We start from the raw sequence: 20438 nt of genomic DNA on the forward strand, positions 1-20438 counted from the left end.
CCTGTGGGAGCGAGCCTGCTCGCGAAAGCAGTGTGTCAGTCAACAAAAGTGTTGGATGTACCGACGCATTCGCGAGCAGGCTCGCTCCCACAGGGTCTGCGGTGCTGATCCGCTTTCTGCTGCTCAGCTGTGCCCTGTTGCTGAGCGCCTGCGCCAGCCAGGCACCGCTGCCCGAGCGAACCCCGCACCTGGCATTGCCGCTGCAACTGCACATCGAACGGCAGATGGCCGAGCAACGTCAGGACTGGCTGCTGGTGATCCAGCGTGAAGGCCCTGGTATTCGCTGGTCGATGATGGACCCTTTGGGGATTCCCGTGGCACGGCAGAAACTGATCGATGGCCAGTGGCAGGCTGACGGCTTGCTACCGCCCAATCCGGAAGCCCGGGAACTGTTCGCCGCCTTGTTGTTTGCGCTGACCCCTGCAGGCGAGTTGCACGGCAACTATCCCGCCGCCCGCCAGCATGACGGGCAACGGTCCTTGTCACCACGCTGGAACATCCGTTATTCACCACCCGGCTTGTCACAACCACTGAGCTTTGAATTGAACGTGTCCCAAGGCCCACACTACCGCATCACTCCGTTAGGCGAGAACACGCCATGACCGCTTACCTGAACGCCCTCGGGGTGATCTGCGCCCTCGGCCGTGACAAGCAGGAAGTCGCCCGCAACCTGTTTGCCGGCGATTGCTCGGGCATGCGCAGCGAGGCCGGCTGGGTGGCGGAGCGCTCGTTGCCAGTGGCGGCGGTGCGTGGTGAGCTGGCGCCGATTCCAGCCGAGCTGGCTCGTCAAGGCAGTCGCAATAATCAATTGCTGCTGGAGGCCGCGCTGCAAATTCGCCAAGACATCGAACAGGCGATCCAGACCTACGGCCGCGACCGTATCGGCGTCATTCTGGGCACCAGCACCTCGGGCATCGATGAGGCCAGCCGCGGCCTGGCCCATTACATCCGTGAGCATCAGTTCCCCGCCGATTATGACTATCAGCAGCAAGAGCTCGGAGCACCGGCGACGTTTCTCGCCGACTGGCTGCAATTGAGCGGCCCGGCTTATGTGATTTCCACCGCCTGCACCTCCAGCGCCCGCGCGCTGATGAGTGCCCAACGCTTGCTCGACCTGGGTATGTGCGACGCCGTGTTGTGTGGTGGCGTCGACAGCTTGTGCAAGCTGACCCTCAACGGCTTCTCGGCCCTGGAAGCCGTATCCGAACAGCGCTGCAACCCGTTTTCGGCGAACCGCAACGGCATCAATATCGGCGAAGCCGCCGTGTTGTTCCTGATGAGCAAAACCGCCGACAGCAGCCAACCGATTGCCCTGCTCGGCAGTGGCGCCAGCTCCGATGCGTACCATATTTCCGCGCCGGAACCGACCGGCCGCGGCGCCCTGCAAGCGATGCGCAAAGCCTTGAGCCGCGCGGGCCTGCAATCACAGCAGATCGACTACCTGAACCTGCACGGCACCGCCACCCAACACAACGACGCCATGGAAAGCCTGGCCGTGACGACGCTGTTCCCGCAAGGCGTGCCCTGCTCGTCGACCAAACCGATGACCGGCCACACCCTCGGTGCCGCCGGTGCCCTGGAAGCGGCGTTCTGCTGGTTGAGCCTGAGCGCGGATAACCGCGAGCATGCCTTGCCGCCCCACGTCTGGGACGGTCAGCCCGACACCGAATTGCCAGCCTTGCATTGGGTGACCTCGTCCGACCACCTGACGTCCATTGCACCTCGCTACCTGATGAGCAATTCCTTTGCCTTCGGTGGCAATAACGTCAGCCTGATTATCGGAGACGCCCCATGATTGCCTGGCCGCTCGCCGAACTGCTGCCCCATGCCGGCGACATGATCCTCATCGAGCAGATCCTGTCGTTCGATGACGAGCAGATTCACACCCGACTCACCGTCAAACCCGGCGGCCTGTTCAATCGCCCCGACGGCAGTCTGCCGGCCTGGGTCGGCATCGAGCTGATGGCCCAGAGCGTCGCCGCTTACGCTGGCTGCCATGCGCGCCAGAAAGGTAATGCGGTGGAACTGGGTTTCCTGCTCGGCACCCGTAAATTCGAATGCAACGTGGAACACTTCCCCGCCGGCACCGAGCTGACCATCCACGGGATACGCTCACTGGAAGACGACAACGGCATGGGCGTGTTCGAATGCCACATCACCGCCCCCGGCATCCACGCCACCGCCCGGCTGAACGTGTTCCGCCCGCCTCAAGCCGCTCAATATCTTCACGAACCCCAAGGAGTCGAGTGATGACTGAATCCGTACTGGTCACCGGCTCCAGCCGTGGTATCGGCCGCGCCATCGCGTTGCGTCTGGCCCGGGCCGGGCATGACATCGTGCTGCACTGCCGCAGCGGCCTGGCGGACGCCGAAGCGGTTAAAGCCGAAGTCGAGGCCCTGGGGCGTAACGCGCGCATCCTGCAATTCGACGTCAGCGACCGAGCGGGTTGCAAGGCTATCCTCGAAGCCGATGTCGAAGCCCATGGTGCTTATTACGGCGTGGTACTCAACGCCGGCCTGACCCGCGACGGTGCTTTTCCGGCCCTGAGCGAGGAGGATTGGGATGTGGTGATGCGCACCAATCTCGACGGTTTCTACAACGTGCTGCACCCGGTGATGATGCCGATGATTCGTCGTCGCGCCGCCGGGCGGATTGTCTGCATTACTTCGGTATCCGGGCTGATCGGAAATCGCGGGCAGGTCAATTACAGTGCGTCCAAGGCCGGTTTGATCGGCGCGGCCAAGGCGTTGGCGATTGAACTGGGCAAGCGCAAAATCACTGTTAACTGCGTCGCACCCGGCCTGATCGACACGGCGATGCTCGATGAAAACGTGCCGGTGGAAGAATTGATGAAAATGATCCCCGCACAACGCATGGGCACCCCGGAAGAGGTGGCCGGTGCAGTGAATTTCCTGATGTCGGCGGAAGCGTCGTACATCACCCGGCAGGTTCTGGCCGTCAACGGAGGCCTGTGCTGATGAAGCGCGTCGTCGTCACCGGCATGGCCGGCATCACCTCACTGGGCAGCGACTGGGACACCATCGCCGCCAACTTCGCCGCCAACCGCAGCGGCATCCGTCGCATGGACGAGTGGGATCGCTTTACCGAACTCAACACCCGTCTGGCCGGGCCGATCGACGACTTCCAGGTCCCCGGCCACTGGACGCGCAAGCAACTGCGCAGCATGGGCCGGGTATCACGGCTGGCGGTCGGCGCGGCGGAACAAGCCTTGGCGGACGCCGGGTTGCTGGGCGACGAATCGATCAAGGACGGGCGCATGGGCGTATCCTGCGGCTCGTCCACCGGCAGCACCGACGAAATCAAGGCGTTCGGCAACATGCTGCTCAACTCGGTGGCCGAAGGCCTGAACGCCAACTCCTACGTGCGGATGATGCCGCACACCACGGCAGCGAATATCAGCATCTTCTTCGGCCTCACTGGCCGACTGATCCCAACCTCCAGCGCCTGCACCAGCGGCAGCCAGGGCGTCGGTTACGCCTACGAGTCGATCAAGTTCGGCCGCCTGCCACTGATGCTCGCCGGCGGCGCCGAAGAGCTGTGCCCGACCGAAGCCATGGTGTTCGATGCGCTCTACGCCACCAGCCTGAAAAACGATGCCCCGCAGACCAGCCCTCGCCCTTATGACAGCGGCCGCGATGGCCTGGTGATCGGTGAAGGCGGCGGCATGCTGGTGCTCGAAGAACTCGAACACGCCCTGGCACGCGGCGCCCGCATCCACGCCGAGATCGTCGGTTTCGGCAGCAACGCCGACGGTCAGCACGCCACCCGTCCGGAGCAGCTCACCATGCGCCGAGCCATGGAGCTCGCACTGGAAGATGCCGGACTGCAGCCTTCGGCCATCGGCTATGTGAATGGTCATGGCACCGCTACAGAACAGGGCGACATTGCCGAAACACTGGCGACCAGCGCGTTGTTCGGCGAACACATGCCGATCAGTTCGCAGAAGAGTTTCCTCGGTCACACCCTGGGAGCCTGCGGCGCGCTGGAATCCTGGTTCAGCATCGAAATGATGAACCGCGACCTGTACGTGCACACCTTCAACCTCGATGAGGTCGATCCGCAGTGCGGCAAACTTGATTATCTGCGCGGTGAATTCCGGCAGATGAGCAACCAGTATGTGATGAACAACAATTTCGCTTTTGGTGGGGTCAACACCTCGTTGATTTTCCGCCGCTGGTCGTAATCGAACTACTTAGGGTCAAGGAGACCTCCATGCACTTCAAGAAACTCGCTGCCGCCGCCACCCTGCTGATCTGCGCGTTGCCGGGCATCAGCCAGGCACGTGACACGGCGGTGTATCTGCCCTTTGACAAAGCAGTCGCCGAAGCAACCCGTGCCGGCAAAATCGATGGCAGCGTGAAGTTCTACCTGGCCGGCACCGCGCCGGCAGGCAACGTCACCGTCCTCAGCGCCGGTGCCGTGACCAACAAGAAAACCAACGCCTTCAACAAGTCTGACGAAGTGGCCTGCGAATGGGTCGCGCAATCGGCAATCATCAGCCTGCACCAAGCGGCGAAGAACGCCGGCGCCAACGCCGTGACCAACATCGTCAGCTTCTACAAGAAAAATGAGCGCAAAGATGCCAAGACCTATGAGTGCCACGCCGGGGCAATCATGGCGGGCGTTGCGTTGAAAGGGGATTTGGCGAAGGTTCAGTAACGCCTGAAACAGACTAGCCGCGACACACTCAGCCGTTACCGATTGCGTTGATGCCTGGGGGCTGGTGCACGATTGCAGGTGCAGGTCTCGGTGTAGTGCTTGGTAAAGAAAAACGGGTGACCTCACTGGGGTCACCCGTCGTTACGGCTTCAAAGGCTCTACCTTACGCGTCAACAACTCCACAAACGCCTTGGCCATCGGCGACTTCTGATCCTTGCGCTGCACCAGCCACACCGCCGACACCGCTTCCGGATCGAGCAAAGGCCGATACACCACACCGTCGATACGCATCCGCTGATAAGACGCCGGTAACACCGACACCCCAAGCCCCGCCGCCACCAGCCCGATGATGGTCATTGCCTCGCCAGCCTCCTGGGCGAAGTGCGGGCTGAAGCCGGCATCTCGGGCCAGGCTGAGCAATTGTGCATACAGACCGCTGCCATAGCTGCGTGGGAAAAATACGAACGGTTCGAGGGCAAGGGCTGACAGGAACAGGCCCTCTTCGCTGCCGTTCACCAGTGGATGCTTGGAGCTGAGTACCGCCACCAGTGGCTCGCGCATCAGTTCCACCACGCTGAGGGAGTCCGGCAACCCCAGTGGCCGCATGATGCCAACTTCGATCGACTCGTCCACCAGCGCATCGGCCACTTGGGTGCTGCTCATTTCCCTTAGGTTCAGGTGCACCGCCGGGAAGCGCTGGCGAAACGAAAAAATCGCCTGGGGAATGGTCGAGTTGAAGGGCGCCGACGAGGTGAAGCCGATCTTCAGTTCACCCAATTCACCGAGTTGTGCCCGTCGTGCCACATCCGCCGCTTTGTCGACCTGAGCCAACACCAGCCGCGCTTCTTCCAGAAACAGCCGGCCGGCCTCACTGAGTTCGACCCGACGATTGGTCCGTTCGAACAATCGCGCGCCCACCTCCTGCTCCAGCGCCTGAATCTGCTGGCTCAGCGGAGGTTGCGAGATGCCCAGCACCTGGGCGGCACGGCCGAAATGCAGTTCTTCGGCGACGGCGATGAAGTAGCGCAGGTGGCGCAATTCCATGAAAACTCCATTAGGTCGTAAAACCTATCAAACAGGTCGAACAATATATTGGATTGAATCATTAGCCAGCTATATGATTTTTTCATTGCCTGACCGGCTGCGCCCTCCGAGGTTCGAAGTGAAAACTGCTGTCGCCCCACTCGCCCATGAAATTCCGCCCGCCGCGCGGGACGATGTCGTCACCGAGCTAAACGAGATCTACATCGAAAAAGGCACGCCGATGTTCATGCGCACGGTGCTGGCGCTGTTCTCCGGCGGCTTCGCGACCTTTGCCCTGCTCTACTGCGTGCAACCGATGATGCCGCTGTTGTCCCGCGAGTTTTCCATCAACGCGGCCCAGAGCAGCCTGATTCTGTCGGTCGCCACCGGCATGCTCGCCATCGGCTTGCTGATCACCGGTCCCATCTCCGATCGCATCGGGCGTAAACCGGTGATGGTCGCCGCGCTGTTCGCCGCAGCCCTCTGCACCATGGCCAGCGCGATGATCCCGAGCTGGCAAGGCGTGCTGGTGATGCGGGCGCTGGTGGGGCTGTCGTTGAGCGGTCTGGCGGCGGTGGCGATGACTTACCTGAGCGAAGAGATCCACCCGCAGCACATCGGCCTGGCCATGGGTTTGTACATCGGTGGCAACGCCATCGGCGGCATGTGTGGACGGTTGATCGTCGGGGTACTGATCGACTTCGTCAGCTGGCACACGGCGATGCTGGTCATCGGTGGCCTGGCGCTGATTGCCGCAGCGGTGTTCTGGAAAATCCTCCCCGAGTCACGCAACTTCCGTGCTCGCTCGCTGCATCCACGCAGCTTGCTGGACGGCTTCACCATGCACTTTCGCGATGCCGGCCTGCCGTTGCTGTTTGTTGAAGCGTTCGTGCTGATGGGCGCGTTCGTCACCCTGTTCAACTACATCGGCTATCGCTTGCTGGCCGAGCCGTATCACATGGATCAGGCCTTCGTCGGGATGCTCTCGGTGGTGTACCTGTCGGGCATCTACAGCTCGGCGAAAATCGGCGCCCTGGCCGACCAGCTCGGCCGGCGCAAAGTGCTCTGGGCAACCATTGTGGTCATGCTCGCGGGCGTCGCCCTGACCCTGCTCACGCCGTTGCCACTGGTGATCCTCGGCATGCTGATCTTCGCCTTTGGCTTCTTCGGCGCCCACTCCGTGGCCAGCAGCTGGATCGGCCGCCGGGCGATCAAAGCCAAGGGCCAGGCGTCGTCGCTGTACCTGTTCAGCTATTACGCCGGGTCGAGTATCGCGGGTACGGCGGGCGGAGTGGCCTGGCACCTGGGTGGCTGGAACGGGATCGGGTTGTTTATTGGCGGGTTGTTGGTGATCGCGCTGTTGGTGGCGTTGAAACTGGCGAAGTTGCCGCCGTTGGGCGATGTAAAGGCCTGATGCAAAACCCTGTGGGAGCGAACCTGCTCGCGAAAGCGGTCTGTCAGCAAACATCTCTGTTGGATGTGCCGACCTATTCGCGAGCAGGCTCGCTCCCACATTGACCGTGTACGATCTGGTACCTCATACAAAAACGCCCGGCAGATGCCGGGCGTTTTCATTATCGGGCAGCGATCACTCGTGATACTGCGCCGACAGTTCATGCACCGCGCGCAGGAACGCCCCAGCATGTTCCGGGTCGACTTCCGGCGTGATGCCATGGCCAAGATTGAACACGTGGCCGCTGCCCTTGCCGTAGCTGGCGAGAATGCGGCCGACTTCGGTGCGGATGGCTTCTGGCTTGGCGTAGAGCACGGTTGGGTCCATGTTGCCTTGCAGGGCGACTTTGCTGCCGACGCGTTGGCGGGCTTCGCCAATGTCGCAGGTCCAGTCCAGGCCCAGCGCATCCGCGCCTGCGTCGGCAATGCTTTCCAGCCACAGGCCACCGTTTTTGGTGAACAGGATGACCGGCACTTTGCGGCCTTCGTGTTCACGGATCAGGCCGCTGACGATTTTGCGCATGTAGGCCAGGGAGAATTCCTGATAGGCCGCCGCCGAGAGGTTACCGCCCCAGGTGTCGAAGATCTGCACCGCTTGCGCACCGGCCATGATCTGGCCGTTGAGGTACGAGGTGACCGACTGTGCGAGCTTGTCCAGCAGCAGGTGCATGGCTTGCGGGTTGTCGTAGAGCATGGCCTTGGTCTTGCGGAAGTCTTTCGACGAGCCGCCTTCGACCATGTAGGTGGCCAGGGTCCATGGGCTGCCGGAGAAGCCGATCAGCGGCACGCGGCCGTTCAGTTCGCGGCGAATGGTGCTGACCGCGTCCATGACGTAGCCGAGGTCTTTCTGTGGATCAGGAATCGGCAGGGCTTCGATGTCGGCCAGGGTGCTGACGACTTTCTTGAAGCGCGGACCTTCTCCGGTTTCGAAGTACAGGCCCTGGCCCATGGCGTCGGGGATGGTCAGGATGTCGGAGAAGAGGATCGCCGCATCCAGTTGTGGATAGCGGTCGAGCGGCTGCATCGTGACTTCGCAAGCGAACGCCGGGTTCATGCACAGGCTCATGAAGTCACCGGCCTTGGCACGGCTGGCGCGGTATTCAGGCAGGTAGCGACCGGCCTGGCGCATCATCCACACGGGGGTGACGTCTACGGGTTGCTTGAGCAGGGCGCGAAGGAAACGGTCGTTCTTCAGGGCAGTCATGTCGGCATCCGGAAAAAAAGTGCGGGCATTTTCTCAGAGCGCGACGCAAAAGGCACGGCAAGAGCCGATCCTTTTGTCTATCGGGTCAATTTGTCGCGGTTTCACTCGCCAGATCGTTCCCACGCTCTGCGTGGGAATGCATCCTGTGACGCTCTGCGTCACGACTTTAAGAGCGGACGCAGAGCGTCCATGGGGGCATTCCCACGCGGAGCGTGGGAACGATCAGTGCGGGGGTTTAGACGCCCAGGTAATCCAGGATCCCTTCAGCGGCATTACGGCCTTCGAAGATCGCCGTTACCACCAGGTCGGAACCGCGCACCATGTCGCCACCGGCGAAGATTTTCGGGTTGCTGGTCTGGTGCTTGTATTGACCTTGCTCCGGCGCCACGACGCGGCCCTGGCTGTCGGTCTGGATGCTGAACTGTTCGAACCACGACGCCGGGCTTGGACGGAAGCCGAAAGCAATGACCACGGCATCGGCCGGGATGATCTCTTCGGAACCCGGGATCGGCTCGGGACTGCGACGACCACGGGCGTCCGGTTCGCCGAGACGGGTCTCGACCACCTTCACACCTTCGACGCGGTCTTCACCCACGATGGCGATCGGCTGGCGGTTGTAGAGGAATTTCACGCCTTCTTCCTTGGCGTTCTTCACCTCTTTGCGCGAGCCCGGCATGTTCGCTTCGTCACGACGATAGGCACAGGTCACCGACTTGGCGCCCTGGCGAATCGAGGTACGGTTGCAGTCCATCGCCGTGTCGCCACCGCCGAGCACCACGACCTTCTTGCCTTTCATGTCGACGAAATCTTCCGGCGACTTTTCAAAGCCCAGGTTGCGGTTGACGTTGGCGATCAGGAAGTCCAGCGCGTCATACACGCCCGGCAGGTCTTCACCGGCAAAGCCGCCCTTCATGTAGGTGTAGGTACCCATGCCCATGAACACGGCATCGTATTCTTCGAGCAATTGCTCGATGGTCACGTCCTTGCCCACTTCGGTGTTCAGGCGGAACTCGATGCCCATGCCGGTGAAGACTTCGCGGCGATTGCTCAGCACGGTCTTTTCCAGCTTGAACTCGGGGATGCCAAAGGTCAGCAGACCGCCGATTTCCGGGTTCTTGTCGAACACCACCGGGGTCACACCGCCGCGCACCAGCACGTCAGCACAGCCCAGGCCCGCAGGGCCTGCACCGATTACCGCAACACGCTTGCCGGTCGGCTTGACCTTGGACATGTCCGGGCGCCAGCCCATGGCGAACGCGGTGTCGGTGATGTACTTCTCGACCGAACCGATGGTTACCGCACCAAAACCGTCATTGAGGGTGCAGGCACCCTCGCACAGACGATCCTGAGGGCAAACCCGACCGCAGACTTCCGGCAAGGTGTTGGTCTGGTGCGACAACTCGGCGGCCTGGAGGATGTTGCCCTCGGCCACCAGTTTCAGCCAGTTCGGAATGAAGTTGTGCACCGGGCACTTCCATTCGCAATACGGGTTACCGCAACCCAGGCAGCGGTGGGCCTGGTCGGCCGACTGCTGGGGTTTGAACGGTTCGTAGATTTCCACGAACTCTTTCTTGCGTTGACGCAACAGTTTCTTCTTCGGATCTTTGCGCCCGACGTCGATGAACTGGAAGTCGTTATTCAGACGTTCAGCCATTGTTAAAACCTCATCAAACTCTTCAGGCGCATATCACTGCGGGTTGGCACGGGTGCTGGAAAGCAACGTTTTCAAGCTGGCAGCCTTGGGCTTGACCAGCCAGAAACGGCGCAGGTAGTCATCGAGGTTTTCCGCGAGTTCACGACCCCACTCGCTGTCGGTTTCCTCGACGTACTCGTTCAGCACGCGTTGCAGGTGGCTACGGTAGGCTTCCATCGCTTCGCCGCTGATCCGCTGGATTTCCACCAGTTCGTGGTTGACCCGGTCAACGAAGGTGTTGTCCTGGTCTAGCACGTAGGCGAAACCGCCGGTCATGCCTGAGCCGAAGTTGTAACCGGTCTTGCCCAAGACGCAGACGAAACCACCAGTCATGTACTCGCAGCAGTGATCGCCAGTGCCTTCCACCACGGTGTGAGCACCGGAGTTACGCACCGCGAAACGCTCGCCTGCGGTGCCGGCGGCAAACAGCTTGCCGCCGGTGGCGCCATACAGGCAGGTGTTGCCGATAATGGCACTGTCCTGAGTCTTGTAGATGCTGCCTTTTGGCGGAACGATGACCAGCTTGCCGCCAGTCATGCCTTTGCCGACGTAGTCGTTGGCGTCGCCTTCCAGGTACATGTTCAGGCCACCGGCGTTCCACACACCGAAGCTCTGACCCGCCGTCCCTTTGAAGCGGAAGGTGATCGGCGCATTGGCCATGCCCTGGTTGCCGTGCTTGCGAGCGATTTCACCGGAGATCCGCGCGCCGATGGAACGGTCGCAGTTGCAGATATCCAGGGCGAAATCGGCGCCGCTCAGGTCGTTGATGGCCGAAGTGGCCAGGTCGACCATTTTCTCGGCCAGCAGGCCTTTGTCGAACGGCGGGTTGCGGTCGACCTGGCAGAATTGAGGCTTATCTGCCGGGATATGATCGCTGCCGAGCAACGGGGTCAGGTCCAGGTGGTTTTGCTTGGCGGTCTGGCCTTCGAGGATTTCCAGCAGATCGGTACGGCCGATCAGTTCTTCGAGGGAGCGCACGCCCAGCTTGGCCAGCCACTCACGGGTTTCTTCGGCGACGTAGGTGAAGAAGTTCACCACCATGTCGACGGTACCGATGTAGTGATCCTTGCGCAGCTTCTCGTTCTGAGTCGCGACGCCGGTGGCGCAGTTGTTCAGGTGGCAAATACGCAGGTATTTGCAGCCCAGGGCGATCATTGGCGCGGTGCCGAAGCCGAAGCTTTCAGCGCCGAGGATCGCGGCCTTGATCACGTCGAGGCCGGTTTTCAGGCCGCCGTCGGTCTGTACCCGGACCTTGCCGCGCAGGTCGTTACCACGCAGGGTCTGGTGGGTTTCGGCCAGGCCGAGCTCCCACGGGGCGCCCGCGTATTTGATCGAGGTCAGCGGCGATGCACCGGTGCCGCCGTCGTAGCCGGAGATGGTGATCAAGTCCGCGTAGGCCTTGGCCACACCGGCAGCGATGGTGCCAACGCCCGCTTCTGCCACCAGCTTCACCGAAACCAGTGCCTTCGGGTTGACTTGTTTCAGGTCAAAAATCAGCTGCGACAAGTCTTCGATCGAATAGATGTCGTGGTGCGGCGGAGGCGAGATCAGGGTCACGCCCGGCACTGCGTAACGCAGCTTGGCGATCAGACCGTTGACCTTGCCGCCTGGCAACTGACCACCTTCGCCTGGCTTGGCACCCTGGGCGACCTTGATCTGCAACACTTCAGCGTTGACCAGGTATTCCGGGGTCACACCGAAGCGGCCAGTGGCGACCTGCTTGATTTTCGAGCTCTTGATGGTGCCGTAGCGCGCCGGGTCTTCGCCGCCTTCGCCGGAGTTGGAACGCGCACCGAGGCGGTTCATGGCTTCGGCCAGGGCTTCGTGGGCTTCCGGCGACAGAGCGCCGAGGGAGATGCCCGCGGAGTCGAAGCGCTTGAGCACCGATTCCAGCGGTTCGATCTCGCTGATGTCCAGCGGCGTGTCCAGGGTCTTGACCTTGAACAGGTCGCGGATCATCGACACCGGGCGGTTATCCACCAGTGACGTGTATTCCTTGAATTTGGCGTAGTCGCCCTGCTGCACAGCGGCTTGCAGGGTGTTGACCACGTCCGGGTTGTAGGCGTGATATTCGCCACCGTGGACGAACTTCAACAGACCGCCCTGCTGGATCGGCTTGCGCGGGCTCCAGGCTTCGGCCGCCAAGGCTTTCTGCTCAGCTTCGATGTCGACGAAACGCGCACCCTTGATGCGGCTTGGCACGCCGCGGAAGCTCAGCTCGCAGACTTCTTCGGACAGGCCGATCGCTTCGAACAACTGCGCACCGCGATACGACGTGATGGTCGAGATACCCATCTTCGAGAGGATCTTGAGCAGGCCTTTGGTGATGCCTTTACGGTAGTTCTTGAACACCTCATAGAGGTCGCCCAGCACTTCACCGGTGCGGATCAGGTCGCCCAGCACTTCGTAGGCAAGGAACGGATAAACCGCCGAAGCACCGAAGCCGATCAGCACCGCAAAGTGATGCGGATCGCGAGCAGTGGCGGTTTCTACCAGGATGTTGGAGTCGCAACGCAGGCCTTTTTCGGTCAGGCGGTGGTGTACCGCGCCGGTGGCGAGCGAAGCGTGAATCGGTAGCTTGCCCGGGGCGATATGACGGTCACTCAGCACGATCTGGGTGCGACCGGCGCGCACGGCTTCTTCAGCCTGATCGGCGACATTACGCACCGCCGCTTCGAGGCCGACGCTCTCGTCGTAGTTGAGGTCGATGATCTGGCGTTCAAAGCCTGGACGATCGAGGTTCATCAACGAGCGCCACTTGGCCGGGGAAACGACCGGCGAGCTGAGGATCACGCGCGAGGCGTGTTCCGGCGACTCCTGGAAGATGTTGCGCTCGGCGCCGAGGCAGACTTCCAGCGACATGACGATGGCTTCGCGCAGCGGGTCGATCGGCGGGTTGGTCACCTGCGCGAACTGCTGGCGGAAATAGTCGTACGGCGTGCGTACACGCTGGGACAGCACAGCCATCGGCGTATCGTCGCCCATCGAGCCGACGGCTTCGTAGCCTTGCTCGCCGAGCGGACGCAGCACCTGGTCGCGCTCTTCGAACGTAACCTGATACATCTTCATGTACTGCTTGAGCTGATCGACGTCGTAGAACGCCGAACCGTGGTCGTTGTCTTCCATGGTCGCCTGGATGCGCAGGGCATTCTTGCGCAGCCATTGCTTGTATGGATGACGTGACTTCAAGCGGTTGTCGATGGCATCGGTGTCGAGGATCTGACCGGTTTCGGTGTCCACGGCAAAGATCTGGCCCGGGCCAACGCGACCCTTGGCGATCACGTCTTCGGGCTGGTAGTTCCAGACACCGATTTCCGATGCCAGGGTAATGAAACCGTTCTTGGTGGTGACCCAACGCGCCGGACGCAGACCGTTACGGTCGAGCAGGCACACCGCGTAACGACCGTCGGTCATGACCACGCCGGCCGGGCCGTCCCATGGCTCCATGTGCATCGAGTTGTATTCGTAGAACGCACGCAGATCCGGGTCCATGGTTTCGACGTTCTGCCACGCAGGCGGAATGATCATCCGCACGCCACGGAACAGGTCGATGCCACCGGTAACCATCAGCTCGAGCATGTTGTCCATGCTGGAGGAGTCGGAACCGACGCGGTTCACCAGCGGGCCGAGTTCTTCCAGATCCATCAGATCGTTGGTGAACTTGGTGCGACGAGCCTGGGCCCAGTTGCGGTTGCCGGTGATGGTGTTGATCTCGCCGTTGTGGGCGAGGAAGCGGAACGGCTGCGCCAGCGGCCATTTCGGCAGCGTGTTGGTCGAAAAGCGCTGGTGGAACACGCAGATCGAGGTTTGCAGGCGCTGGTCGCTCAGGTCTGGATAGAAGGCGGTCAAATCCGCCGGCATCATCAGGCCTTTGTAAATAATGGTCTTGTGGGAAAAGCTGCAGATGTAGTGATCGACGTCGGCGGCGTTGGCCACGGACGAACGACGACGGGCGCTGAACAGCTTAATCGCCATGTCCTGATCGCTCAGGCCTTCACCACCGATGAACACTTGTTCGATCTGCGGCAGGCGCTCGAGGGCCAGGCGACCGAGGACGCTGGTGTCGATCGGCACTTTGCGCCAGCCGACCAGGGTCAGGCCTTCGGCCAGGATCTCGCGGTTCATGTTCTCGCGAGCAGCTTCGGCTTTTACCGGATCCTGGTTGAAGAAGACCATGCCCACGGCATATTGCTTGGGCAGTTCGACGCCAAAGGTTTCCTGGGCGATGGCCCGCAGGAACACATCCGGCTTTTGAATCAGCAGACCGCAACCGTCACCGGTCTTGCCGTCGGCGTTGATCCCACCGCGGTGGGTCATGCAGGTCAGGGCCTCAATGGCCGTTTGCAAAAGGGTATGACTGGGCTCGCCCTGCATATGGGCTATCAGGCCGAAACCGCAGTTATCCTTGAATTCATCTGGTTGGTACAGACCTGCTTTCATAGACACTTTCTCACCAGGCTGCCTCTTATCGAGGCAAATTTCTTTTCAATTCAACCAGTTACCATCCACACCGAACGTACGCCAGCTTTGCGGGGCAAAAGGGAGGTCATTGTACACACCGACACTGAGGCTCACAAATTTGACGACGAAATGTCGCAAATCTATGTCGCATTTGTGAAAGGTTTAAAGCGATATGCTGTGCTAGTCAAAACTTTTTTAATTTTGACCGCAGCGACTCAAAGACTACTGTGACGCAGACACCACAAGGCACGCGCCCCAGGGTCTGCTGGTGCTTGCTGACGAACCGCGTTGTGATGCCAACATGTGCGAGGCAAGGCGCGGGATGCTGCCAATGGCTCTTCCCTTGGCAAATCCCGCAACGCAGCCTCGCGCATGTTGGCGCGCAACGCGGTCGTCAGCAAGCGCCAGCGGACCCTTTAGGCAGCGCGCACTTGCAGAAATTTTGAGGTGCCGGGAGAGGCGGCCTGGGTAAGGCCGCCGAATCTTCAGCGAGTTGTTGCCAGTTCCTGTTGGACGCTGGCGACAGTGCGAGGCCAAGGTTTACCAGCCTGAACCTTCGCTGGCAAGGCCTTGATGGCAGTAACGGCTGCATCGCGGTTGGCGAAGTTACCGTAGGTGATGACGTAAAGCGGCTTGCCGTTGAGCACTTTCTTGAAATAACGGTACTCGCCGCCCTGCTCCTTGACGAAGCTCTGCGCGGTCACTTCAGAGCTGGTGCCAAGGATCTGCACCACGTAGTTACCCGGCGCCTGACCTGCGTACCAGCCGCCACCGGCGGCTTTGGCCACGGTGGCTGGCTTCTCGGCAGGTTTGACCGCGACGGCCGGCTTGGCGGGCGCTGGAGCCGGTTTGGCAACAGGCGCTACTGGCTTGGCGGTTGCGACCTGAGTCGGCGCAGGCGTCGGCTTGGCGGCCGGTGTCGGCGCAGGCCCCGCCGGAACGCCTGCCGGCGGCGCGGTGGTGGTCACGGTCGGCGGTGTGGCGCTGGAGCCTTCGACGGGTACGCCATCATCACCTTCGGTAATGCCACCGGCCGCTTCGGCCAACGGACCACGCATCACCGGCTGCGAGTTACCGACCAGCGGTAATGGCATCGGCTGCGAGTTACCCGCGAATTCCACGGCTGGAGCGCCGCTACTGTTAGGTTGTGGCGTGCCCTGGCCCAGCGGCAGTTGCGCCTGTTCGTTGGCAGGTGTGCCGGTGGTCGGTGCTTTGCTGCGACCCGGCATCAACCAGGCGGCGGCTACCGCGACCACGACGACGGCGGAAATCGCCAATACGTGTTTCTTCGGCATGTTGAACCCCATACTTGGACGCTTGACCGCTGAGCGGCTGGCAATCATGGCTTCGATCATCGCATCGCGGGCGACCTGGTTAATAGTGCCAGGCCAACCGTCGGAGCTTTCGTGAATATCAGAGATCTGATCCGCGGTGAAAAGTTCGATTCCCCGGCCGGCGCCTTCGAGACGCTGATCCAGGTATTCGCGGGTTTCTTCTTCGGTGTAAGGCTGCAATTCGATGACGTGGAAACGCTCTTCCTCGAGGCTCAGCGCTTCAAGTTGAGCAATCAGTGAGGACTCGCCGAACAGGAACACGTGCGGGCGACCTTCCGGTGCACCGGCAGCCAGGGCCAGCAAGGCTTCCAGCGCGGACTCGTCGAGTTGCTCGGCGTCATCCACCAGCAAATAGACTTCCTGCCCCGTGAGCGCAAGCTGCACCACTTGAGCCAGGATCGCACCGACCTCGGCCTGGGCAACGTTCAGCGCCTGAGCCACCTGATTCAATACACCAGCAGCATCGCCGGCGCCACGGGCGGAAACCACCACGCTCTGCACTGACTGTTTGTTGGTGCTGGCCACCAGGGCCTGACGCAACAGGGTTTTGCCGCTGCCTTGAGGGCCAGTGACCACCAGCAGCAACTGGCTGTAACGGGCCAGATGATGCAGCTGCCCCAGCACCGGTTTGCGCTGGGCCGGGAAAAATTTGAAGCCAGGCACCCGTGGAGCGAAAGGGTCATGACTTAACTGGTAATGGCCGAGGAAAGCCTCGTCGGCATGCAAACTAGTCATCGGGATCTTATTAACCTTTAAGCTGAGCCAGGGCGCGGTAATCCGCTCCCAGCGTGGCCTGTAAAACCTCTTTCGGATAATCGTCGGTCACCACTGCTTCGCCCATGTGGCGCAGCAGCACCAGGCGCAAACGACCGTCGATCACTTTCTTGTCAATTGCCATGTGTTCGAGAAAATCGGCTTCAGTCATCTCTTGCGGCGGGATGACCGGCAGGCCGGCACGCTGGAACAGACGAATACCGCGATCACGTTCCTGTTCGCTGATCCAGCCCAGGCGCGCGGACATTTCCAGAGCCATCACAGTGCCAGCAGCGACCGCTTCACCATGTAGCCAGACACCATAGCCCATATGGGTTTCGATCGCGTGGCCGAAGGTATGCCCCAGGTTCAACGTGGCACGCACGCCGGTCTCTTTCTCGTCGGCACCGACCACCGCAGCCTTGGCTGCGCAGGAGCGTTCGATGGCGTACGTCAGGGCGGCCTGGTCCAGGGCGCGCAGGCGATCGACGTTTTCTTCGAGCCAGGTCAGGAACGGCTCGTCGCAGATCAGCCCGTATTTGATGACTTCCGCCAGCCCGGCGGACAGTTCGCGGGCCGGCAGGGTGTTGAGGGTGGCGGTATCGATCAGCACCACATTGGGCTGATAGAAGGCGCCGACCATGTTCTTGCCGAGTGGGTGATTGATCCCGGTTTTGCCGCCCACCGAGGAGTCGACTTGCGACAACAGGGTGGTCGGCACCTGGATGAAATCAACGCCGCGCTGGTAGCAGGCGGCCGCAAAACCGGCCATGTCACCGATCACGCCGCCGCCGAGAGCGATCACTGTGGTGCGGCGGTCGTGCCGTGCGGTCAGCAGGCCATCGAAAATCAGTTGCAGGGTTTCCCAGGTCTTGAAGGCTTCGCCGTCGGGCAGCACCACGGAAATCACCGAGAACTGCGCGAGGCTGCGAGTCAGACGCTCGAGGTAGAGCGGCGCGACGGTCTCGTTGGAGATGATCGCCACCTGCCGTCCGCGGATATGCGGGGCCAGCAGCTCAGGCTGATCCAACAAACCTTCGCCAATATGAATCGGGTAGCTGCGCTCGCCTAGATCGACCTTGAGTGTCTGCATGTGTCCCCACAGTGAAGATGGAATCAGGCATCCTGCCTTGAGTTAACGAATTCCACGGCGTCCGCTGGTGTGACGCCGTTCGGTAGCCATCCGCCACAACCTTGAGCGGCTGCGACAGGACGCCGAGGATAGCGCATTTCGCGCCGCGCATTAACGGGGCGGTAGCTGCTGCAAGCGGTCGAGAATGTCGAGCACCACCATCCGCGGTGGCCGCTCATCGGTTTCCACCACAAGGTCGGCGATTTCCCGATACAGCGGATCACGGATCGCCAGCAAATCCCGCAGGGTCTTGGCCGGATCGGCCGTGCGCAACAGTGGCCGATTGCGATCGCGGGCCGTTCGACCCACCTGCTGCTCGACAGACGCATGCAGATAGACCACTCGACCACCGGCATGCAGCGCCCGGCGATTGGCTTCGCGCATCACCGCTCCGCCGCCGGTCGCCAACACCACACCGTCGGACGCGCACAGCTCGGCAATCATCGCTTGCTCGCGATCACGAAAGCCCGGTTCGCCTTCCTTATCGAAAATCCACGGGATATTGGCGCCCGTGCGCAATTCAATTTCCTTATCGGAATCTTTGAATGGCAGGCGCAGCTCTTTGGCCAGCAACCGGCCGATGGTGCTTTTTCCAGCCCCCATCGGTCCAACAAGAATCAAATTTCGCACAGAATCAATGACTCACAGCAATCGCCTGATTGTTCATGATACGCGGTGTGAGAAAGACCAGCAGCTCGGATTTTTTCTCCGAAACCACATCACGCCGGAAAAGGCGGCCAAGATACGGCACATCACCGAGAAATGGCACCTTATCTACAACCTTGCTCTGAGTATTTGAGAAAACCCCACCAATGACGATGGTCTCGCCGTCGTTGATCAGGACCTTGGCGTTGACTTCGTTTTTGTTGATCGGCGGCTGCCCAAGGACCAGGTTAGCGTAGTCCGGCTGATCCTTGGTGACCTTGACCTCCATGATAATGCGATTGTCCGGGGTGATCTGCGGGGTCACCTCCAGCGAAAGGACTGCCGGCTTGAACGTCACCGACGTCGCGCCGCTGGAACTGGATTCCGGATACGGAATTTCAGTACCTTTCAGGATCTTCGCGGTTTCCTTATCAGCCGTGACCACCTTGGGTTGCGAAACAATTTCGCCATTGCCGGTTTTTTCCATGGCGCTCAACTCGAGGTCCAGCAGCGTGTTGTCAGTGATAAAGGAAATGCCGATCCCGGACGTGGCACTTGTAGCGCCCAGATCAACAAAGGGTTGGCTGGTGCTTTGCCCTGTAATGGGGTTGCCGGGAGAAGCACCGCCCGACCCTGTCCAATTACCACCGGTCTTGCTTCCACCCCATCGCACGCCCAACTGCTTGTCATAATCAACGCTAGCTTCGACGATGCGCGCCTCGATCATTACCTGACGCACCGGAATATCCAGCTGCGCCACGATGCGGCGCAGTTCATCGAGGCGATCCTGGGTCTGGTAGGCAATGATGTTGTTGGTCCGCTCATCGACCGTGATTGAACCGCGCTCGTCTATTTTCGCCTCGGCACTGGTCACCGACTGGAACAGCTTGGCAATATCGGCGGCCTTGGCGTAGTTGACCTGCAACAGTTCGCGACGCAGAGGCGCCAGTTCGGCGATCTGCTTCTGCGACTCCAGCTCCTGACGCTCCCGGGCGGCAATTTCATCGGCCGGCGCCACCAGCAGCACGTTTCCGATCTTGCGCTTATCCAGGCCTTTGGTTTTCAACACCAGATCCAGCGCCTGATCCCACGGCACATTCTGCAGGCGCAACGTGATGCCGCCCTGCACCGTGTCACTGGCCACCAGATTGAGGTTGGTGAAATCGGCGATCAGTTGCAGCACCGAGCGCACATCGATGTCCTGGAAGTTCAGCGAGAGTTTTTCACCGCTGTAGGCAAAGCGTTCGGCGTTGCGCTTGTGCAAGTCGTCGACCGTCATCGGCCGGACGCTGATCGTCAATTTGTTATCGGTTTGATAGGTCGAATAATCAAAGGCGCCGCTGGGTTCGATGCTGATAATGGCCCGATCGCCCGTGGCACTGGCGTTGACGAACTGCACTGGAGTGGCGAAATCCTTGACGTCGAGGCGCACGCGCAACCGTTCAGGCAGTTGAGTCTTGGTGAAACCGACGATGATCTTGCCATCGTGCTCCTGGATGTCCGGGGCGATGGACGGATCCGACAGATCGATAACCACATTGCCTTCACCCTGGGTGCCGCGTTGGAAATCCACGCCCCGGATGGCTTTGCCCACGGGGGCATTGACCCTGGCGGGCGCTGGCGTCGCAGTGGCTGTGCGCGGCGCGCTGGTGATCGGTTTAGGCGCCTTGCTACCTCCCCCCTGCCCGACGACCACGAAAAGATTGTTGCCTTCGACGCGTGCGTTATACGGGGTTAACTGGGTCAGGCTGATGATCAGCCGTGTGCGGTTCTTGGCCTCCACCACCGTGGCGCTGCGGGCGTTGCCGCCGCCCAGGTCTCGATTCTTGTTCGCCAGCTGACTGGTGACCCCCGGCAGATCCAGCGCAATCCGCGCAGGCTGCTCTGTCGTATAACCCTGGGGCTGCGGCGGCGGCCCATCGAACGACAACTTCAACTCGACGCGATCACCGGGCAGCGCGGCGACATCCAGCGTTTTGAGGTTGGCCGCCTGTACCATCGGCGACAGAAACGCTATCCATAGCGAAATACCGAAGGTTGAGAAAATCCTGTTCATTATTC

Annotated in this window: 15 protein-coding genes; 7 read left to right on the forward strand and 8 right to left on the reverse strand. The window is 61.0% G+C overall.

Annotation, left to right across the window (positions count from 1 at the left end):
- The first annotated feature begins 104 nt into the window (after positions 1–104).
- The 6 genes from QMK51_RS26215 to QMK51_RS26240 are packed head-to-tail and all read left to right on the forward strand — an operon-like array spanning position 105 to position 4680.
- Complete coding sequence (locus QMK51_RS26215) at positions 105–602, forward strand: DUF3261 domain-containing protein (RefSeq protein ID WP_320394566.1); 498 nt, start codon at positions 105–107, stop codon at positions 600–602.
- A complete protein-coding gene (locus tag QMK51_RS26220; protein ID WP_320392487.1) occupies positions 599–1795 on the forward strand; it encodes a beta-ketoacyl-[acyl-carrier-protein] synthase family protein in 1197 nt (398 codons plus the stop codon). The genes QMK51_RS26215 and QMK51_RS26220 overlap by 4 nt, the downstream gene beginning before the upstream one ends.
- Positions 1792–2250, forward strand: coding sequence for a hotdog family protein (locus QMK51_RS26225; protein ID WP_258697916.1), 459 nt, complete (start codon positions 1792–1794; stop codon positions 2248–2250). Before QMK51_RS26220 ends, QMK51_RS26225 begins: the two co-directional genes overlap by 4 nt.
- A complete protein-coding gene (fabG, locus tag QMK51_RS26230; RefSeq protein ID WP_258697917.1) occupies positions 2250–2978 on the forward strand; it encodes a 3-oxoacyl-ACP reductase FabG in 729 nt (242 codons plus the stop codon). The genes QMK51_RS26225 and fabG overlap by 1 nt, the downstream gene beginning before the upstream one ends.
- A complete protein-coding gene (locus QMK51_RS26235; protein WP_320392488.1) occupies positions 2978–4204 on the forward strand; it encodes a beta-ketoacyl-ACP synthase in 1227 nt (408 codons plus the stop codon). The genes fabG and QMK51_RS26235 overlap by 1 nt, the downstream gene beginning before the upstream one ends.
- A 29-nt stretch (positions 4205–4233) precedes the next feature.
- The gene (locus QMK51_RS26240) at positions 4234–4680 is read left to right on the forward strand and encodes an excinuclease (RefSeq protein ID WP_320392489.1); all 447 of its coding nucleotides are present in this window, start codon (positions 4234–4236) and stop codon (positions 4678–4680) included.
- 141 nt (positions 4681–4821) lie between these two features.
- Here the strand turns inward: QMK51_RS26240 and QMK51_RS26245 are convergent, their stop codons facing one another.
- Positions 4822–5724 carry a LysR family transcriptional regulator gene (locus QMK51_RS26245; protein ID WP_008009190.1) on the reverse strand — a complete coding sequence of 301 codons (903 nt, stop codon included), beginning with the start codon at positions 5722–5724 and terminating at the stop codon, positions 4822–4824.
- Between the two features lie 118 nt (positions 5725–5842).
- Here QMK51_RS26245 and QMK51_RS26250 point away from each other — a divergent pair, with 118 nt between their 5' ends.
- Entirely contained in the window at positions 5843–7117 is a 1275-nt protein-coding gene (locus QMK51_RS26250) for an MFS transporter (protein WP_258697925.1), read from the forward strand.
- A gap of 174 nt (positions 7118–7291) precedes the next feature.
- Here QMK51_RS26250 and hemE read toward each other — a convergent pair whose 3' ends face one another.
- From hemE to pilQ, 7 genes are all read right to left on the reverse strand, one after another.
- The gene (gene hemE / locus QMK51_RS26255) at positions 7292–8359 is read right to left on the reverse strand and encodes a uroporphyrinogen decarboxylase (protein ID WP_258697926.1); all 1068 of its coding nucleotides are present in this window, start codon (positions 8357–8359) and stop codon (positions 7292–7294) included.
- A 235-nt stretch (positions 8360–8594) separates the two neighbouring features.
- Positions 8595–10013, reverse strand: coding sequence for an FAD-dependent oxidoreductase (locus QMK51_RS26260; RefSeq protein ID WP_105340576.1), 1419 nt, complete (start codon positions 10011–10013; stop codon positions 8595–8597).
- Positions 10014–10046: 33 nt separating this feature from the next.
- A complete protein-coding gene (gene gltB / locus QMK51_RS26265) occupies positions 10047–14492 on the reverse strand; it encodes a glutamate synthase large subunit (protein ID WP_320392490.1) in 4446 nt (1481 codons plus the stop codon).
- A gap of 506 nt (positions 14493–14998) precedes the next feature.
- A complete protein-coding gene (locus tag QMK51_RS26270; protein WP_320392491.1) occupies positions 14999–16582 on the reverse strand; it encodes an AAA family ATPase in 1584 nt (527 codons plus the stop codon).
- A 10-nt stretch (positions 16583–16592) separates the two neighbouring features.
- On the reverse strand, positions 16593–17693 hold the full coding sequence (gene aroB, locus QMK51_RS26275) for a 3-dehydroquinate synthase (protein WP_258697929.1): 1101 nt from the start codon (positions 17691–17693) through the stop codon (positions 16593–16595).
- Between the two features lie 150 nt (positions 17694–17843).
- Complete coding sequence (gene aroK, locus QMK51_RS26280; RefSeq protein WP_258697930.1) at positions 17844–18362, reverse strand: shikimate kinase AroK; 519 nt, start codon at positions 18360–18362, stop codon at positions 17844–17846.
- 4 nt (positions 18363–18366) lie between these two features.
- Positions 18367–20433 (reverse strand): type IV pilus secretin PilQ, encoded by a 2067-nt coding sequence (gene pilQ, locus QMK51_RS26285; protein ID WP_320392492.1) that lies wholly within the window; start codon positions 20431–20433, stop codon positions 18367–18369.
- Positions 20434–20438: the final 5 nt, after the last annotated feature.

Source organism: Pseudomonas sp. P9_31, assembly GCF_034008235.1.
In the GTDB taxonomy this organism is placed as follows: Bacteria; Pseudomonadota; Gammaproteobacteria; order Pseudomonadales; family Pseudomonadaceae; genus Aquipseudomonas.